Genomic DNA, 18,220 nt, shown 5'->3' on the forward strand with positions numbered 1-18,220 from the left:
TTCTGGCTTTTACAGAGCAAGGATAGATCAAGAAAACCACATGAAAGGACGTTTGTCAGATCAACGACTGAGGTCACCGTCCTGATCCACAATAGGGGACTTGCGTTTTCGGTGTCTTATTTTGTGATCCGCCAGAGCTTGAGCATTCTTGCAGACCTTCCCGCATGGTCGCTCCTGAACATCCTCCCCGACTACTGTTATGTCACAGGCTTTTTGTCCGGAGTGAATTTTGTTTTTGTGAGATGACAGAGATAGAGCATTCTTAAAGACTTTCCCACACGGCTGCAACTGGCCATCCTTTCCGACTATTGACAGGTCACAGGTTTGTTCCCCGGTGTGAGCGATTCTTTTATGATTCGCATAGGCGTGAGCATTCTTGCAGATCTTTCCGCATGACCGAGACTGGCCATCCTTCCCGACCACGGCCACGCCACAGGTTTGTTCCCCGGTATGGTTTCTTCTTTTGTGATCCGAAAGGGCTTTAACGTTCTTGCAGACCTTTCCGCATGGCTTTGGCTCGCCATCCTCACCGATCACGGTGACGTCACAGGTTTGTTCCCCGGTATGGTATCCGCTTTTGTGACTCGAGAGGACTTTAGAGTTCTTGAAGACCTTTCCGCATCGCCACGGCTGGCCATCTTCCCCGATCTCGGTCACGTCACAGGTTCGTTGCCCGGTGTGGTATCCACTTTTGTGATCCGACAGAGCTTGAGCATTCTTGCAGACCTTCCCGCATGGCCGCGACTGACCATCCTCCCCGATCACGTTCACGTCACAGGATTGTTGCCCGGTATGGTATCGTCTTTTGTGATTCGACAGGTCTTGATTATTATCGCAGACGATCTCGCATTGTCGCTGATGGCCATCCTCCCCAACCACGGCCACGTCACAAATTTGTTGCCCGGTGTGCTGTCGGGTTTTGTGAACGGACAGAGCTGAAGCATTTCTGCAGGCTTTTCCGCATGGCCGCGTCTGTCCATTCTCCCCGATTACAATCACGTCACAGGTTTTTTCCCCTGTGTGCAGTCCGCTTTTGTGTATGGCCAGAGCTGCGGCATTTCTGCAGACCGCCCCGCAGGGCCGTTGTAGCCCCCTCACGATCACGGGCGCGTCACAGGTTTTTTGTCTCGTGTGGTCTCTGTTTTTGTGATACGACAGGGCGATAGCATTCTTGCAGACCTTCCCGCACGGCTGCAGTTGGCCATCCTCGTCAACCACAGTCAGTTCACAGTTTTTTTGCCCGGAGTGGTAGTTGCGTTTGTGACACGACAGTGATTTTACGTTCTTGAAGACCTTCCCACATTGCAGCAGCTGGCCATCCTCCCAGAATATTATGAAGTTGCAAATGGCTCGCCCGGCAGGGACGTTTTTTTCGATTTTCCCTGCAACCATTGTGTCTATGGTGACCCCGTTAACAGGGTTGCAAATAGAGCAGTATCTATTGGCCAAATGAGGACATGAGCTTTGTCTGGGTGTTGCTACTGTAGGGCTTGTCGAACTTTCTTCACAATCGGACGCTCTGCTATCGGATGAACCGGAAGACTGCCGGAATTGACAAGCCCCACGACAGGGATGAACGAAACAATTTAAACCCAAAGTATGCGGGTATTGTTCAGGGACTCCATTATCCCCTCCAGAATCAGAATACGGGAGGCTACTGAAAAAACTTATAGGTTGAGGGAGGGCCTCCGTGGCTTCCTGCCCGGATGATTCTGATGGCGAGTTGGGTTGTTGGCTGTGTCCAGAGCCAGGCATCATAGTAGTGATCGTGAACGGATGATCCTGACTGGTCTCCCGGAGTTCCACCGAGTTAAACGACGATGAATCGAGGTTCCAATAGTTTTTTAAAAGCGAACCGACAGTGGCAACCACTTTTACAGATATTTCTGAATAAGGGTTAGAGCTCAGAAGAGTGTCTTTGGTGGTCAGAATCAGTTCATAAACAACCAGCAGATTCGTGGCGTAAAGCCATTGCCATGAAACCGACTCAATGATGGTCGTTTTCATCCCGTCACTGTCAGGTCCGGGTGGTTTGCTATCAGATAGAAAATCAGGTTCTGTATAGCCGTTTGTGTCGGCAATGTGTGAGGGTCTGTCCGGTAATGTTTGCCGGTCAAACTTTATAGAAAAGCTCTGATTTGGAAAAACTGCACTTTGCACAAGCTCGACAATAAAACGTTCTGTCAGCGGTTCGGCCTGACAGGCGACAGACAACTTCAGTAACAGCAACCGCAGTGCCGCAAAGAGTGAGAGTTTAATAATTCTATCTCTGCATTCTGGCTTTTACAGAGCAAGGATAGATCAAGAAAACCTCATGAAAGGGCTGGTTGTCAGATTAAGGCCAAAGGTTATCGTTCAGATCCACAACAGAAGGCTTGCGTTTTCGATGCATTCTTTTGTGACTCGAGAGGGCTTGAGCATTTTTGCAGGTCTTTCCGCATGGCCGTGGCTGGTCATCCTCCCCGATCCCGGTCACGTCACAGGTCCGTCCCCCGTTGTGCTGTCTTCTTTTGTGATCCCTGAGGGCTCTGGTATTCTTGCAGACCTTTTCGCATGGCTGTGGCTCGCCATCCTCACCGATCACGGTCCAGTCACAGGTTTGTTCCCCGGTGTGGTATCCGTATTTATGACTCGAAAGGGATTTAGAACTCTTGAAGACCTTTCCGCATGGCCACGGCTGGCCATCTTCCCCGATCACGGTCACGTCACAGGTTCGTTGCCCGGTGTGGAACGCACTTTTGTGATTCGTCAGGGCCTGAGCATTCTTACAGACCTTTCCGCATGGCCGCAACTGACCATCCTTCCCGATCACGTCCACGTCACAGGATTGTTGCTCAGTATGATATCGTCTTTTGTGATTTGACAGGTCTTGAGTACTCTCGCAGGTGATCTCGCATCGCCGATGATGGCCATCCTTCCCAACCACGACCACGTCACAGATTTGTTGCCCGGTGTGCCGTCGGCTTTTGTGAACGTAGAGAGCTGCGGCATTTAAGCAGGCCTTTCCGCATGGCCGCGGCTGGCCATTCTCTCCGATTACAATCACGTCACAGTTTTTTTTCCCGGTGTGCAGTCCGCTTTTGTGAACGGACAGAACTGCGGCATTCCTGCAGACCGTCCCGCAGGGCCGTTGCTGACCATCCCTTCCGATCACGGGTAGATCACAGGTTTGTTGTCCCGTGTGGTCTCTGCTTTTGTGATACCTTAGAACGTTAGCATTCTTGCAGACCGTCCCGCACGGCTGCAGTTGACCATCCTCCCCGACCACACTGAGATCACAGGTTTTTTGCCCAGAGTGGTAGTTGCCTTTGTGTCGCGACAGTGATTGTGCATTCTTGAAGACCTTCCCACATTGCAGCAGCTGGCCATCTTCCCCGAATATTATCAAGTTGCAAATGGCTTGCCCGACAGGGACGTTTTTATCGATTGTCCCTGCAACCATTGAGTTTATGGCGATCCCGTCTGAGTCAACCCCATGGGGGCATGAGCTTTGTCCGGGCGTTGCTACTGTGTGGTCTGTCGAACTTTGTTCACAATCGGGCGTTCTGCTATCAGATGAATCGGAAGACTGCCGGAATTGACAAGTACCGTGACAGGGATGGACGAAACAATTTAAACCCAACGTATGTGACTGTTGTTCAGGGGCTCCATTATCTCCGCCAGAATCAGAATACAGATGGCCACTGAAAAAGCCTACAGGTATAGGGAGGACTTCCTGCCCGGACGATTCTGATGGCGGGTTGGGTTGTTCGTTCTGTCCAGAGCCGGGCATCATAGTGGTGATAGCAAGCGGGCGATCCTGACTGGTTCCCCGAAGTTTCACCGAGTTAAACGACGGTAAATCGGGGTTCCAATAGCTTTTCAAAAGCGAAACGACAACGGCAACCACTTTTACACATATCCCTGAATAAGGGTTGGAGCATAGTGTAGTGTCTTTGGTATCGACAATAAAACGTTCTGTCAACGGTCCGGCCTGACAGACGACAGACAACGTCAGTAACAGCAATTGCAGTGCCGCAAAGAGTGAGTGTTTAATAATTCTATCCCTGCATTCTGGTTTTTACAGAAAAAGGATAGATCAAGAAAACCTCATGAAAGTGCGGTTGTCAGATCAAGGACAGAAGTCATCGTTCAGATCCTCAACAGAAGGCTTGCGTTTTCGATGCATTCTTTTGTGACTCGCGAGGGCTTGAGCATTTTTGCAGGTCTTTCCGCATGGTCGCGGCTGGCCATCCTCTCCGGTCACGGTCACGCCACAGGTTTGTTGCCCGGTGTGGTATCCGATTTTGTGACTCGACAGGGCGTGAGCATTCTTGCAGACCTTTCCGCATGGCCGCGGCTGGCCATCCCCAACCACGGTCACGTCACAGATTTGTTGCCCGGTGTGGTATCTCATTTTATGATTCGACAGAGCTTGAAGATTCTTGCAGGTCTTTCCGCATGGCCGCGGCTGGCGATCCTCCCCGGTCACGGTCATGTCACAAGTTTGTTGCACGCTATGGTATCCACTTTTGTGAGCCAACAGGCTGTTGGCACTCTTAAAAACCCTTCCGCATAACCGCGGCTGGTCATCCTCCCTGATTACGATCACGTCACAGGTTTGTTGCCTGCCGTGGTCTCTTTTTTTGTGATTCATCAGGGCGTTAGCATTCATGCAGACCTTTCCGCATGGCCGCGACTGATCATCCTCACCGATCACGGAAACGTTACAGGTTTTTTGCCTGCTGTGCTGTACGCTTTTGTGAACGTACAAAGTTGCGGCATTTCTGCAGGTCTTTCCGCATGGCCGCGGCTGGCCATCCTGCCCGATTACAATCACGTCACAGTTTTTTTCCCCGGTGTGCTGTCCGCTTTTGTGAGAGGACAGAACTGCAGCATTTCTGCAGACCTTCCCGCAGAGCCGCTGCAGACCATCCCTCCCGATCACGGGTACATCACAGGTTTGTTGTCCCGTGTGTTCTCTGCTTTTGTGATACTTCAGAACGTTAGCATTCTGGCAGACCGTCCCGCACGGCTGCAGTTGACCATCCTCTCCGACCACCGTCAGATCACAGGTTTTTTGCCCAGAGTGGCAGCTGCCTTTGTGACGCGACAGTGATTTTGCATTCTTGAAGACCTTCCCACATTGCAGCAGCTGGCCATCCTCCCCGAATATTATCAAGTTGCAAATGGCTTGCCCGGCAGGGACTTTTTTATCGATTGTCCCTGCAACCTTTGAGTTTATGGCGATCCCGTCTGAGTCGACCCCATGAGGGCATGAGCTTTGTCCGGGCATTGCTACTGTGTGGTCTGTCGAACTTTGATCACAATCGGGCGCTCTGCTATCAGATGAACCGGAAGATTGCCGGAATTGACAAGCGCCATGACAGGGATGGACGAAACAATTTAAACCCAACGTATGTGACTGTTGTTCAGGTGCTCCATTATCCCCGCCAGAATCAGAATACAGATGGCCAATGAAAAAGCCTATGGGTTTAGCGAGGGTTTCCTGCCCGGATGGTTCTGATGGCGGATTGGGTTGTTGGTTGTCTCCGGAGCCGGGCATCATAGCGACGATCGTGAACAGGTGATCCTGACCCCGGAGTTCCACCGAGTTAAACGACGGTGAATCAGTGTTCCAATAGCTTTTTAAAAGCGAAACGACAACTGCAACCACTTTTACACATATACCTGAATAAGGGCTGGAGCACAGTGGAGTGTCTTTGTAGTCGATAATAAAACGTCCTGTCAAAGGTTCGGCCTGACAGACGACAGACAACGTAAGTAACAGCAACCACGTTGCCGCAAAGAGTGAGTGCTTAATAATTCTATCCCTGTATTCGGCTCTTACAGAGCAAGGATAGATCAAGAAAGCCTCATGAAAGGGCGGTTGTCAGGTTAAGGCCCGAGGTCATCGTTGTGATCCACAACAGAAGGCTTGCGTCTTCGATGCTTTCTTTTGTGATTCGACAGGGCTTGAGCATTCCTGAAGACCTGCCCGCATGGCTGCGGCTGGCCATCCTTCTGAACCACGGTCACGGCACAGGTTTGTTGCCCGGTGTGGTATCCAGTTTTGTGAGCCGACAGGCTGTTAGCATTCTTGAAGATCTTACCGCATGGCCGCAAACAGCCATTCTCACCGATTACGGTCACGTCACAGGTCTTTTTCCCGGTGTGGTGTCCGCTTTTGTGAGTGGACAGAGCTGCTGCATTTCTGCAGACCCTCCCGCAGGGCCGTTGCAGACCACCCCCCCCGATTACGGGTATATCACAGGTTTGTTGCCTCGTGTGGTCTCTGATTTTGTGAACCGACAGGGTTTGAGCATTCTTGCAGACCTTTACGCATGGTTGCAGTCGGCCATCCTCCCCGATTACGGCCATGTCACAGGTCTTTTTCCCGGTGTGCTGTCCGCTTTTGTGAGTGGACAGAGCTGCAGCATTTCTGCAGACCTTTTCGCACGGCTTCGGCTGGCCATCCTCCCCAATCACGGTCACGTCACAGATTTTTTGCCCGGTGTGCCGTCGGATTTTGTGAATGTACAGCGCTTCGGCATTTCTGCAGTCCTTTCCGCATAGTCGCGGCTGGCCATCCTCCCTGATTACGGTTACGTCACAGGTTTGTTGCCTGACGTGGTCTCTTCTTTTGTGATTCAACAGGGCTTGAGCATTCTTGCAGACCGTCCCGCACGGCTGCAGTTGACCATCCTCCCCGACCAACGTCAGGTCACAGGTTTTTTGCCCAGAGTGGTATTTGCTTATGTGATACGACAGTGATTTTGCATTCTTGAAGACCTTCCCACATTGCAGCTGCTGGCCATCCTCCCCGAATATAATCAAACTACAAATGACTTTCCCGGCAGGGGCGTTTTTATCGATTGTCCCTGCAACCATTGAGTCTATGGCGGTCCCGTCTGAGGCGACCCCGTTAACAGGGTTGCAAATAGAGCAGTATCTATTGGCCAAATGAGGGCATGAGCTTTGTCCGGGCGTTGCTACTGTTGGGTCTGTCAAACTTTGATCATAATCGGGCGCTCTGCTATCAGATGAATCGGAAGATTGCCGGAATTGACAAGCGCCATGACAGGGATGGACGAAACAATTTAAACCCAACGTATGTAGGTGTTGTTCAGGGACTCCATTATCCCCGCCAGAATCAGAATACAGAAGGCTAGTGAAAAAGCCTATGGGTTTAGGGAGGGCTTTCTGCCCGTATGATTCTGATGGCGGGTTGGGTTGTTGGTTGTCTCCAGAGCCGGGCATCATAGCGCTGATCGTAAACGGGTGATCCTGACTGGTCCCCCGGAGTTCCACCGAGTTAAACGACGGTATATCGGGGTTCCAATAGCTTTTTAAAAGCGAAGCGACAGTCAGAGCGACAACGACTTTCTCAGATATCCCTGAATCAGGGTTGGAGTACAGTGGAGTGTCTTTGGTGTCGACAATAAAACGTTCTGTCAACGGTTCGGCCTGACAGACGACAGACAACATCAGTAACAGCAACCGCAGTGCCGCAAAGAGTGAGTGCTTAATAATGCTATCCCTGTATTCGGCTCTTACAGAGCAAGGATAGATCAAGAAAGCCTCATGAAAGGGCGGTTGTCAGATCAAGGACAAAAGTCATCGTTCTGATCCACAACAGAAGGCTTGCGTTTTCTATGCATTCTTTTGTGACTCAACAGGGCTTGAGCATTCTTGTAGACCTTACCGCATGGCTGCGGTTGACCATTCTGCCGAACCACGGTGACATCACAGCTTTGTTGCTCGTTGTGGTATATGGATTTGTGAACTGACAGGCTGTTAGTATTCTTGAAGACCTTACCGCATGGCCGCACCCGGCCATCCTCCCTGATTACGGCCACGTCACAGGTCTTTTTCCCGGTGTGCAGTCCGCTCTTGTGAGTGGACAGAGCTGCGGCATTTCTGCAGACCGTCCAGCAGGGCCGTTGCAGACCATCACTCCCGATCACGGGCATATCACAAATTTTTTGCCTTGTGTGTTCTCTGCGTTTGTGATCCGAAAGGTCTTTACCGCTCTTGCAGACCTTTCCGCACGGCCACGGCTGGCCATCTTCCCCGATCTCGGTCACGTCACAGGCTCGTTGCCCAGTGTGGTATCCACCTTTGTGATCCGACAGGGCTTGAACATTCTTGCAGACTTTTCCGCATGGCCCCGACTGACCATCTTCCCCGATCACGTTCACGTCACAGGTTTGTTCCCCTGTGTGGTGCCTTCTTTTGTGAGCCCAAAGGGCTTTAGCATTCTTGCAGACTTTTTTGCACGGCGTCGGCTGGCCTCCCTCCTCGACCACGTGCTCATAACAGGTTTGCTGCCCCGTGTGGTCTCTTTCTTTGTGATACGCCAGGGCATTAGCATTCTTGCAGACCGTCCCGCACGGATACAGTTGACCATCCTCCCCGACCATCGTCAGATCACAGGTTTTTTGCCCAGAGTGGGAGCTGCCTTTGTGACGCGACAGTGATTTTGCATTCTTGAAGACCTTCCCACATTCCAGCATCTGGCCATCATCCCTGAATATTATCAAGCCGCAAATGGCTTGCCCGGCAGGGACGTTTTTATTGATTTTCCCTGCAACCATCGTGTCTATGGCGACCCCGTTAACAGGGTGGCAAATAAAACAGTATTTATTGGCCAAATGAGGGCATGAGCTTTGTCCGGGCGTCGCTGCTGTGTGGTCTGTCCAACCTTCTTCAAGATCGGGCGCTCTGCCATCGGATGAACCGGAAAACTGCCGGAATTGACAAGCCCCATGACAGGGATGAACGAAACAATTCAAGCTCAAAGTATGTGGCTGTCGTTCAGGGGCTCCATTATCCCCGCCAGAATCAGAATAAAGAAGGCTAGTGAAAAAGCCTATGGGTTGAGGGAGGGCTTCCTGCCCGGATGATTCTGATGGCGGGTTGGGTTGTTGGACGTGTCCGGAGCCAGACATCATAGCGGTGATCGTAAGCGTGTGGTCCTGACTGGTCCCAAGAAGTTCCACAGAGTTAAACGACGGTGAGTCGAGTTTCCAATAGCTTTTTAAAAGCGAACCGACAAAGGCAACATCTTTTACAGAGATCCCTGAATAAGGGTTGGAGCATAGTGGAGTGTCTTTGGTGTCGACAATAAAACGTTCTGTCAACGGTTCGGCCTGACAAACGACAGACAACGTCAGTAACAGCAACCAATTTGCCGCAAAGGGTGAGTGCTTAATAATTCTATCCCTGCATTCTGACTTGTACAGAGCAAGGATAGATCAAGAAAACCTCATGAAAGGACAGTTTTCAGGTTAAGGCCCGAGTTCATCGTTCTGATCCACGACAGAAGGCTTGCGTTTTCGATGAATTCTTTTGTGATTCGACAGGACTTTTGCATTCTTGCAGACCTTTCCGCATGGCCGTTGCTGACCTTCCTCCCCGACCACGGTTATGTCACAGGTTTTTTGCCCGGTGTGATATTCGCTTTTATGAGTTGAAAGGGCTTTAGCATTCTTGCAGGCCTTCCCGCATGACTGCGGCTGACCACCCTTGCGAACCACTGTCACGTTACAGGTTTGTGCCCCGGTGTGGTCTATTTTTCTGTGATCCCTAAGGGCTTGAGCATTCTTGCAGATCTTTCCGCATGGCCGCGGCTGTCCTTGCTCCCCGGTCACGGTCATTTCACAGGTTTGTTGCACGCTATGGTATCCACTTTTGTGAGCCGACAGGCTGTGGACACTCTTATAGACTCTTCCGCATAGCTGCGGCTGATTATCCTCGCTGATTACGATCACGTCACAGGTTTGTTGCCTGCAATGGTCTCTTTTTTTGTGATTCATCAGAGCGTTAGTATTCTTGCAGACCTTTCCGCATGGCTGCGACTGATCATCCTCACCGATCACGGTTAGGTTACAGGTTTTTTGCCCGGCGTGCTGCCCGCTTTTGTGAGCGTAAAGAGCTGCGGCATTTTTGCAGGCCTTTCCGCATGGCCGCGGCTGGCCATCCTGCCCGATTACGATCACGTCACAGTTTTTTTCCCCGGTGTGATGTCCGCTTTTGTGAATGGACAGAACTGCGGCATTTCTCCAGACAGTCCCGCAGAGCCGTTGCAGACCATCCCTCCCGATCACAGTTACATTACAGGTTTGTTGCCCCGTGTGGTCTCTGTTTTTGTGATACGTTAAAGCGTTCGCATTCTTGCAGACCGTCCCGCACGGCTGCAATTGACCATCCTCCCCGACCACAGTCAGGTCACAGATTTTTTGCCCAGAGTGGTAGCTGCCTTTGTGACGCGACAGTAATTGTGCATTCTTGAAAACCTTCCCACATTGCAGCAGCTGGCCATCCTCCCCGAATATAATCAAACTGCAAATGTCTTGCCCGGCAGGGGCGTTTTTATCGATTGTCACTGCAACCATTGAGTCTATGGCGGTCCCGTCTGAGGCGACCCCGTCTGAGGCGACCCCGTTAACAGGTTTGCAAACAGAGCAGTATCTATTGGCCAAATGAGGGCATGAGCTTTGTCCGGGCGTTGCTGCCGTGTGGTCTGTCGAACTTTCCTCACGATCGGGCGCTCTGCTATTGGATGAGGCGGAAGACTGCCGGAATTGACAAGCCCCATGACAGGGATGCACGAAACAATTCAAGCCCAAAGTATGTGGGTGTTGTTCAGGGACTCCATTATCCCCGCCAGAATCTGAATACAGAAGGCTAGTGAAAAAGCCTATGGGTTGAGCGAGGGCTTCCTGCCCGGATGATTCTGATGGCGGGTTGGGTTGTTGGTTGTGTCCAGAGCCAGACATCATAGCGGTTATCGTGAGTGGGTGATCCTGACTGATCCCCCGGAGTTCCATAGAGTTAAACGACGGTGAGTCTGGGTTACAATAGCTTTTTAAAAGCGAACCGGCAAAGGCAACCACTTTTACAGATATCCCTGAATAGGGGTTGGAGGATAGTGGAGTGTCTTTGGTGTCGACAGTAAAACGTTCTGTCAACTGTTCAGCATTACAGACGACAGATAACGTTAGTAACAGCAAACGAGATGCCGCAAAGAGTGAGTGTTTAATAATTCTATCCCTGTATTCTGGCTTTTACAGAGCAAGGATAGATCAAGAAAGCCTCATAAAAGGTCGGTTGCCAGATTAAGAACTAAGGTCATTGTTCAGAAGGCTTGCGTTTTCGATGCATTCTTTTGTGATTCGACAGGGCTTTTGCATTCTTGCAGACCTTTCCGCATGGCTGTTGTTGGCCTTCCTCCCCGACCACGGTGACATCACAGGTTTGTTGTCCAGTGTGGTATCCGCTTTTATGCTCCAACAGGGCTTTAGCATTCCTGAAGATCTTCCCGCATGGCTGCGGCTGACCATCCTTCCGAACTACAGTCACGTCACAGGTTTGTTGCCCGGTGTGGTCTCTGTTTTTGTGATTCGTCAGGGCTTGAACATTCTTGCAGGTCTTTCCGCATGGCCGCGACTGATCATCCTCACCGATTACAGTTACGTTACAGGTTTTTAGCCCGGTGTGCTGTCCGCTTTTGTGAATGTACAGATATGCGGCATTTCTGCAAGCCTTTCCACATGGTCGCGGCTGGCCACCCTCCCCGATTACGGTCACGTCACAGGTCTTTTTCCCGGTGTGCTGTCCGCTTTTGTGAGTGGCCAGAGCTGCAGCATTTCTGCAGACCGACCCGCAGGGCCGTTGCAGACCGTCCCTCCCGATCACGGGCACATCACAGGTTTGTTGCGTCGTGTGGTCTCTTCTTTTGTGATTCTGCAGGGCTTGAGCATTCTTGCAGACACTCCCACACGGCTGCGGTTGACTATCCTCCCCGACCACAGTCAGGTCACAGATTTTTTGCCCGGAGTGGCTGTTGCCTATGTGACGCGACAGTGATTTTGCATCCTTCAAGACCTTCCCACATTGCAGCAGCTGGCCATCTTCCCCGAATATGATCAAGTTGCAAATGGCTTGCCCGGCAGGGACGTTTTTATCGATTGTCCCTACAACCATTGAATCTAAGGCGACCCCGTTAACAGGTTTGCAAATAGAGCAGTATCTATTGGTCAAATGAGGGCATGAGTTTTGCCCGGGCGTTGCTACTGTTGGACCTTTCGAACTTTCTTCGCAATCCGGCGCTCTGCTATCGGATAAACCGGAAGACTGCCGGAATTGACAAGCCCCATGACAGAGATGAACGAAACAGTTTAAACCTAACGTATGTGGTTGTTGTTCAGGGACTCCATTATTCCCGCCAGAATCAGAATACAGAAGGCTAGTGAAATAGCCTATGGGTTGAGAGAGGGCTTTCGGGGCTTCCTGCCCGGATGATTCTGATGACGGGTTGGGTTGTTGGTTGTGTCCAGAGCCAGGCATCATAGTGGTGATCGCAAACGGGTGATCCTGACTCACCCCCCGGGTTTCCATCGAGTTAAACGTCGGTGAATCGGGGTTCCAATCGCTTTTTAAAAGCGAAGCGACAGCGGCAGCCACTTTTACAGTTATCCCTGAATGAGGGTTGGAGCATAGTGAAGTATCTATGGTATTAAGAACCAGTTCAAAAGCAATCAGCAGATTCGTGTCGTAAAGCCATTGCCATGTAACCGGCTCAATGATGGTCGTTTTCATCTCGCCACTGTCAGGTCTGGGTGGTTTGCTATCAGATAACAAATCAGGTTCTGAATAGCCCTTTTTGTCGGGAATTTGTGAGAGTTTGTCCGGTAATGTTTGCTGATCAAACTTCATAGAAAAGCTCTGATTTGGAAAAACTGCACTCTGTACAAGGTCGACAATAAAACGTTCTGTCAACGTTTCGGCCTGACAGACGACAGAAAGCGTCAGTAACAGCAACCGCAACCGCAGTGTCGCAAAGAGTGAGTGATTAATAAATCTATCCTTCGATTCTGGCTTTTACAGAGCAAGGATAGATCAAGAAAACCTCATGAAAGGTTGATTTTCAGATCAAGGACTGAGGTCATCGTCCTGATCCACAACAGGAGACTTGCGTTTTCGATGTATTCTTTTGTGGTTCAACAGGGCTTTAGCACTCTTGCAGACCTTTCCGCACGGCCGCGAATGGCCATCCCGCCCAACCACAGTCTCGTCACAGGTTTGCTTTCCGGTGTGTTTTATTCTTATGTGATCCCAGAGAACTTGAGCATTCTTACAGACCTTCCCGCATAGCTGCGGTTCGCCATCCTCCCGGACCACGTTCACATCACAGGTTTGTTGCCCGCTGTGGTATCCGCTTTTGTGACTCGAAAGGACTCTGGAATTCTTGAAGACCTTTCCGCATGGCCGCGACTGGCCATCCTCCCCGACCATAATCAGGTTACAGGTTTTTTGCCCGGTGTGGTCTCTGTATTTGTGATTCAACAGGGCTTGAACATTGTTGCAGGTCTTTCCGCATGGCCGCGACTGATCGTCCTTACCGATCACGGTTACATTACAGGTTTTTTGCCCGGTGTGCTGTCGGCTTTTATGGTTGGACAGGTGTGCGGCATTTTTGCAGGCCTTTCCGCATGGCTGCAGCTGGCCATCCTCCCCGATTATGTTTACGTCACAGGTCTTTTTCCCAGAGTGCTGTCCGCTTTTGTGGGTGGACAAAGCCGCGGCATTTCTGCAGACCGTCCCGCAGGGTCGTTGCAGACCCCCCTTCCCGATCACGGGCACATCACAGGTTTTTTGCCCCGTGTGGTTTCTGCTTTTGTGATGCGACAGGGCTTGGGCATTCTTGCAGACCTTTCCGCATGGCCGGGGCTGGCCATCTTCCAATATCACGGTCACGTTACAGGTTTGTTGCCCGGTGTGGTATCCGCTTCTATGAACCAACAGGCTGTTAGTATTCTTGAAAACCTTTCTACACGGCCGCGGCTGACCATCCTCTCCGATTACGTTCGCTTCACAGGTTTGATGCCCGGAGTGGTATCCTCTCCTATGAGACCAAAGGCCTTTAGCATTCTTGAAGACCTTCCCACATTGCAGCAGCTGGCCATCCTCCTCGATTATGATCAAGTTGCAAATGGCTTGCCCGGCAGGGACGTTTTTGTCGATTGTCCCTACAACCATTGAATCTAAGGCGACCCCGTTAACAGGTTTGCAAATAGAACAGTATCTATTGGCCAAATGAGGGCATGAGCTTTGTCCGGGAGTTGCTACTGGGGGGGCTGTCGAACTGTCTTCGCAATCCGGCGCTCTGCTATCGGATGAACCGTAAGACTGCCGGAATTGACAAGCCCCAAGACAGGGATGAACGAAACAGTTTAAACCTAACGTATGTGATTGTTGTTCAGGGACTCCATTATCCCCGCCAGAATCAGAATACAGAAGGCTAGTGAAATAGCCTATGGGTTGAGGGAGGGCTGTCGGGGCTTCCTGCCCGGATGATTCTAATGACGGGTTGGGTTGTTGGTTGTGTCCAGAGCCAGGCATCATAGTGGTGATCGCAAACGGGTGATCCTGACTCGCCCCCCGTAGTTCCATTGATTTAAACGACGGTGAATCGGGGTTCCAATAGCTTTTTAAAAGCGAACTGACAGCGGCAAACACTTCTACAGATGTCCATGAATAAGGGTTGGAGCATAGTGGAGTGTCTTTGGTATCGAGAACAAAACGTTCTGTCAACGGTTCGGCCTGACAGACGACAGGAAACGTCAGTAACAGCAACCGGAGTGCAGCAAAGAGTGAGTATTTAATAATTCTATCCCTGCATTCTGGCTTTTACAGGGCAAGGATAGATCAAAAAAACCTCATGAAAGAGCGGTTGCCACATTAAGAACTAAGGTCATTGTTCAGAAGGCTTGCGTTTTCGATGCATTCTTTTGTGATTCGACAGGGCTTTAGAATTCTTGCAGACCTCTGCGCATGGACGCGACTGGTCATCCTCCCCAACCACGATCTCGTTACAGGTTTGTTGCCTGGTGTGGTTTCTTCTTTTGTGAGTCCAAAGGGCTTGAACATTCTTGCAGACCTTTCCGCATGGACGCGACTGGCCATCCTCCCCAACTACGACCACGTCACAGGTTTGTTGCCTCGTGTGGCCTCTGCTTTTGTGATCCCACAGGGCTTGAATATTCTTGCAGACCTTGCCGCATGGCCGCGACTGGCCATCCTCACCGATCACGGTTACGTTACAGGTTTTTTGCCCGCTGTGTTGTCGACTTTTGTGAACGGAAAGAGCTGCGGCATTTCTGCTGATTTTTCCGCACGGCTTCGGTTGGCCATCCTCGCCAACCACGGTCGCGTCACAGATTTGTTGCCTCGTGTGGTCTCTGCTTCTGTGATCCCATAGGGCTTGAGCATTCTTGCAGAGCTTTCCGCATGGCCGCGGCTGGCCATCCTCACCGGTCACGGTTAAGTTACAGGTTTGTTGCCCCGTGTGGTATCCACTTTTGTGGGCTGACAAGCTGTTGGCACTTTTAAAGACCCTTCCACATAGCCGCGGCTGGTCATTCTCCCTTATTACTGTCACGTCACAGGTTTGTTGCCTGCCGTGATCTCTTTTTCTGTGATTCAACAGGGCTTGAGCATTCTTGCAGACCTCTCCGCATGGCCGCAATTGGTCATCCTTCATAACGGTCACATCACAGGTTTTTTGCCCCGTGTGGTCTCTGCTTCTGTGATGCAACAGAATGTTAGCATTCTTGCAGACCATCCCGCACGGCTGCAGTTGACCATCCTCCCCGACCACCGTCAGTTCACAGGTTTTTTGCCCAGAGTGGTAGTTGCCTGTGTGACGCAACAGTGAATTTGCACTCTTGAAGACCTTTCCGCATTGAAGCAGCTGGCCATCCTCCCCGAATATGATCAAGGTGCAAATGGCTTGCCCGACAGCGACGTTTTTATCGATTGTCCCCGCAACCATTGTGTCTGTGGCGACCCCGTCTGAGGCGACCCCGTTAACAGGTTTGCAAATAGAGCAGCCTATATTGGCCAAATGAGGGCACGAGCTTTGTCCGGGCGTTGCTACTGCGTGGACTTTCAAACCTTCTTCACAATCGGGCGCTCTGCTTTCGGATGAATCGGAAGACTGCCGGAATTGACAAACCCCATGACAGGGATGAACAAAACAATTTAAACCTAACGTGTGTGGTTGTTGTTCAGTGCCTCCGCCATCCCCGTCAGAGTGAGAATACAGGAGGCTAGTGAAAAAGCCTATAGGTTGGGGGAGGGCCTCCGGGGCTTCCTGCCCGGATGATTTTGATGGCGGGCCGGGTTTTTGGTTGTGTCCAGAGCCTGGCATCACAGTAGTGATTGTAAACGGGTGATCTTGACTCCCCTCCCGGAGTTCCATCGAGTTAAACGACGGTGAATCGGAGTTCCAATAGCTTTTTAAGAGCAAACCGACAACTGCAACCACTTTTACAGATATCTCTGAATAAGGGTTGGAGTATATTGGAGTGTCTTTGGTATCGACAATAAAACGATCTGTGAACGGTTCGGCCTGACAGACGACAGACAACGTCAGTAACAGCAACCGCTGTGCCGCAAAGAGTGAGTATTGAATAATTCTATCCCTGCATTCTGGTTTGTTCAGAGCAAAGATAGATCAAGAAAACCTCATGAAAGGGCGGCTGTCAGATCAAGGACTGAGGTCATCGTTCTGATCCACAACAGGAGACTTGCGTTTTCGATGCATTCTTTTTTGATTCAACAGGGCTTTAGTATTCTTGCAGACCTTTTCGCATGGCTGCGGCAGGCCATCCTTGCGAACCACGGTCACGTCACAGTTTTTTTGTTCGGTGTGGTATCCGGCTTTGTGATTCGACAGGGCGTGAGCATTCTTAAAGACCGTCCCGCACGGCCGCGACTGACCATCCTCCCCAATCACATTCACATCACAGGTTCGTTCCCCTGCGTGGTTTCTTCTTCTGTGAGACGAAAGGAATTGAGCATTCTTGCAGACCTTTCCGCACGGTTTCGGCTGGCCATCCTCCCCAACCACGGTCATGTCACAGATTTGTTGCCCGCTGTGGTCTCTCATTTTATGATTCGTCAGGCCTTGAACATTCATGCAGATCTTTCCGCACGGCCGCGGCTGGCCATCCTCACCGGTCACGGTCATGTCACAGGTTCGTTGCCCCGTGTGGTATCCACTTTTGTGGGCCGACAAGCTGTTGGCACTTTTAAAGACCCTTCCACATAGCCGCGGCTGGTCATTCTCCCTTATTATTGTCAAGTCACAGGTTTGTTGCCTGCCGTGGTCTCTTTTTTTGTGATTCAACAGGGCTTGAACATTCTTGCAGACCTCTCCGCATGGCCGTAACTGACCATCCCTCATAACGGTCAAATCACAGGTTTGTTGCCCGGTGTGCTCTCTGTTTTTGTGATACTTCAGAACGTTAGTATTCTTGCAGACCGTCCCGCACGGCTGCAGTTGACCATCCTCCCCGACCATCGTCAGGTCACAGGTTTGTTGCCCGGAATGGTAGTTGACTTTGTGATGTGACAGAGAACTTGCATTCTTGAAGACCTTCCCGCATTGCAGCAGCTGGCCATCATCCCCGCTTACTGTCAAGTCACAGGTATTTTCTCCGGTGTGTTGTCCGCTTTTGTGAACGTACAAAGCTGCGGTATCTCTGCAGACTGTCCCTGCAACCACTGATTCTATGGCGATCCCGCCTGAGGCAACCCCGTTAACAGGGTTGCAAATAGAACAGTAGCTATCGGCCAAATGAGGGCATGAGCTTTGTCCGGGCATTGCTACTGTGTGGCCTGTCAAACTTTCTTCACAATCGGGCGCTCTGCTTTCGAATAAATCGGAAGACTGCCGGAATTGACAAACACCGTGACAGGGATGGACGAAACAATCTAAACCCAAAGTATGTGGGTGTTGTTCAGGGCCTCCGCCATCCTCGCCACAGTCAGAATACAATAGGCTAGTGAAAAAGCCTATAGGTTGGGGGAGGGCCTCCGGGGCTTCCTGCCCGGATGATTCTGATGGCGGGCCGGGTTGTTGGTTGTGTCCAGAGCCAGGCATCATAGTAGTGATCGTAAACGGGTGATCCTGACTCGCTCCCGGGAGTTCCACCGAGTTAAACGACGGTGAATCGGAGTTCCAATAGCTTTTTAAGAGCAAGCCGACAACAGCAACCACTTTTACAGATATCTCTGAATGAGGGTTGGAGCATATTGGAGTGTCTTTGGTGTTGACAATAAAACGTTCTGTTAACGGTTCGGTCTGGCAGACGAAAGACAACGTCAGTAACAGCAACCGCGGTGCCACAAAGATTGAGTATTGAATAATTCTATCCCTGCATGCTGATTT

Annotated in this window: 10 protein-coding genes; all 10 read right to left on the minus strand. The window is 50.9% G+C overall.

The genetic code is table 11. The features are described from left to right. Positions 1–60: 60 nt before the first annotated feature. Complete coding sequence (locus tag KBW69_RS13295; protein WP_257252512.1) at positions 61–2,229, minus strand: hypothetical protein; 2,169 nt, start codon at positions 2,227–2,229, stop codon at positions 61–63. A 106-nt stretch (positions 2,230–2,335) separates the two neighbouring features. Then, positions 2,336–4,006 (minus strand): hypothetical protein, encoded by a 1,671-nt coding sequence (locus KBW69_RS13300; protein ID WP_257281168.1) that lies wholly within the window; start codon positions 4,004–4,006, stop codon positions 2,336–2,338. Between the two features lie 105 nt (positions 4,007–4,111). Continuing rightward, the gene (locus KBW69_RS13305) at positions 4,112–5,848 is read right to left on the minus strand and encodes a hypothetical protein (RefSeq protein WP_257281169.1); all 1,737 of its coding nucleotides are present in this window, start codon (positions 5,846–5,848) and stop codon (positions 4,112–4,114) included. 29 nt (positions 5,849–5,877) lie between these two features. Then, on the minus strand, positions 5,878–7,554 hold the full coding sequence (locus tag KBW69_RS13310) for a hypothetical protein (RefSeq protein WP_257281170.1): 1,677 nt from the start codon (positions 7,552–7,554) through the stop codon (positions 5,878–5,880). A gap of 29 nt (positions 7,555–7,583) precedes the next feature. Next, positions 7,584–9,164, minus strand: coding sequence for a hypothetical protein (locus tag KBW69_RS13315; protein WP_257281171.1), 1,581 nt, complete (start codon positions 9,162–9,164; stop codon positions 7,584–7,586). A gap of 105 nt (positions 9,165–9,269) precedes the next feature. After that, a complete protein-coding gene (locus KBW69_RS13320; RefSeq protein WP_257281172.1) occupies positions 9,270–10,994 on the minus strand; it encodes a hypothetical protein in 1,725 nt (574 codons plus the stop codon). Positions 10,995–11,112: 118 nt separating this feature from the next. Further along, positions 11,113–12,804 (minus strand): hypothetical protein, encoded by a 1,692-nt coding sequence (locus KBW69_RS13325; protein WP_257281173.1) that lies wholly within the window; start codon positions 12,802–12,804, stop codon positions 11,113–11,115. Between the two features lie 111 nt (positions 12,805–12,915). After that, positions 12,916–14,619, minus strand: coding sequence for a hypothetical protein (locus KBW69_RS13330; protein WP_257281174.1), 1,704 nt, complete (start codon positions 14,617–14,619; stop codon positions 12,916–12,918). A gap of 118 nt (positions 14,620–14,737) precedes the next feature. Continuing rightward, positions 14,738–16,429, minus strand: a complete 1,692-nt coding sequence (locus tag KBW69_RS13335) for a hypothetical protein (protein ID WP_257281175.1) — start codon at positions 16,427–16,429, stop codon at positions 14,738–14,740. Positions 16,430–16,534: 105 nt separating this feature from the next. Further along, positions 16,535–18,166 carry a hypothetical protein gene (locus tag KBW69_RS13340; RefSeq protein ID WP_257281176.1) on the minus strand — a complete coding sequence of 544 codons (1,632 nt, stop codon included), beginning with the start codon at positions 18,164–18,166 and terminating at the stop codon, positions 16,535–16,537. Between the last annotated feature and the right edge of the window lie 54 nt (positions 18,167–18,220).

It is taken from the genome of Endozoicomonas sp. ISHI1 (assembly GCF_024606225.1).
Taxonomy (GTDB): Bacteria; Pseudomonadota; Gammaproteobacteria; order Pseudomonadales; family Endozoicomonadaceae; genus Endozoicomonas_A.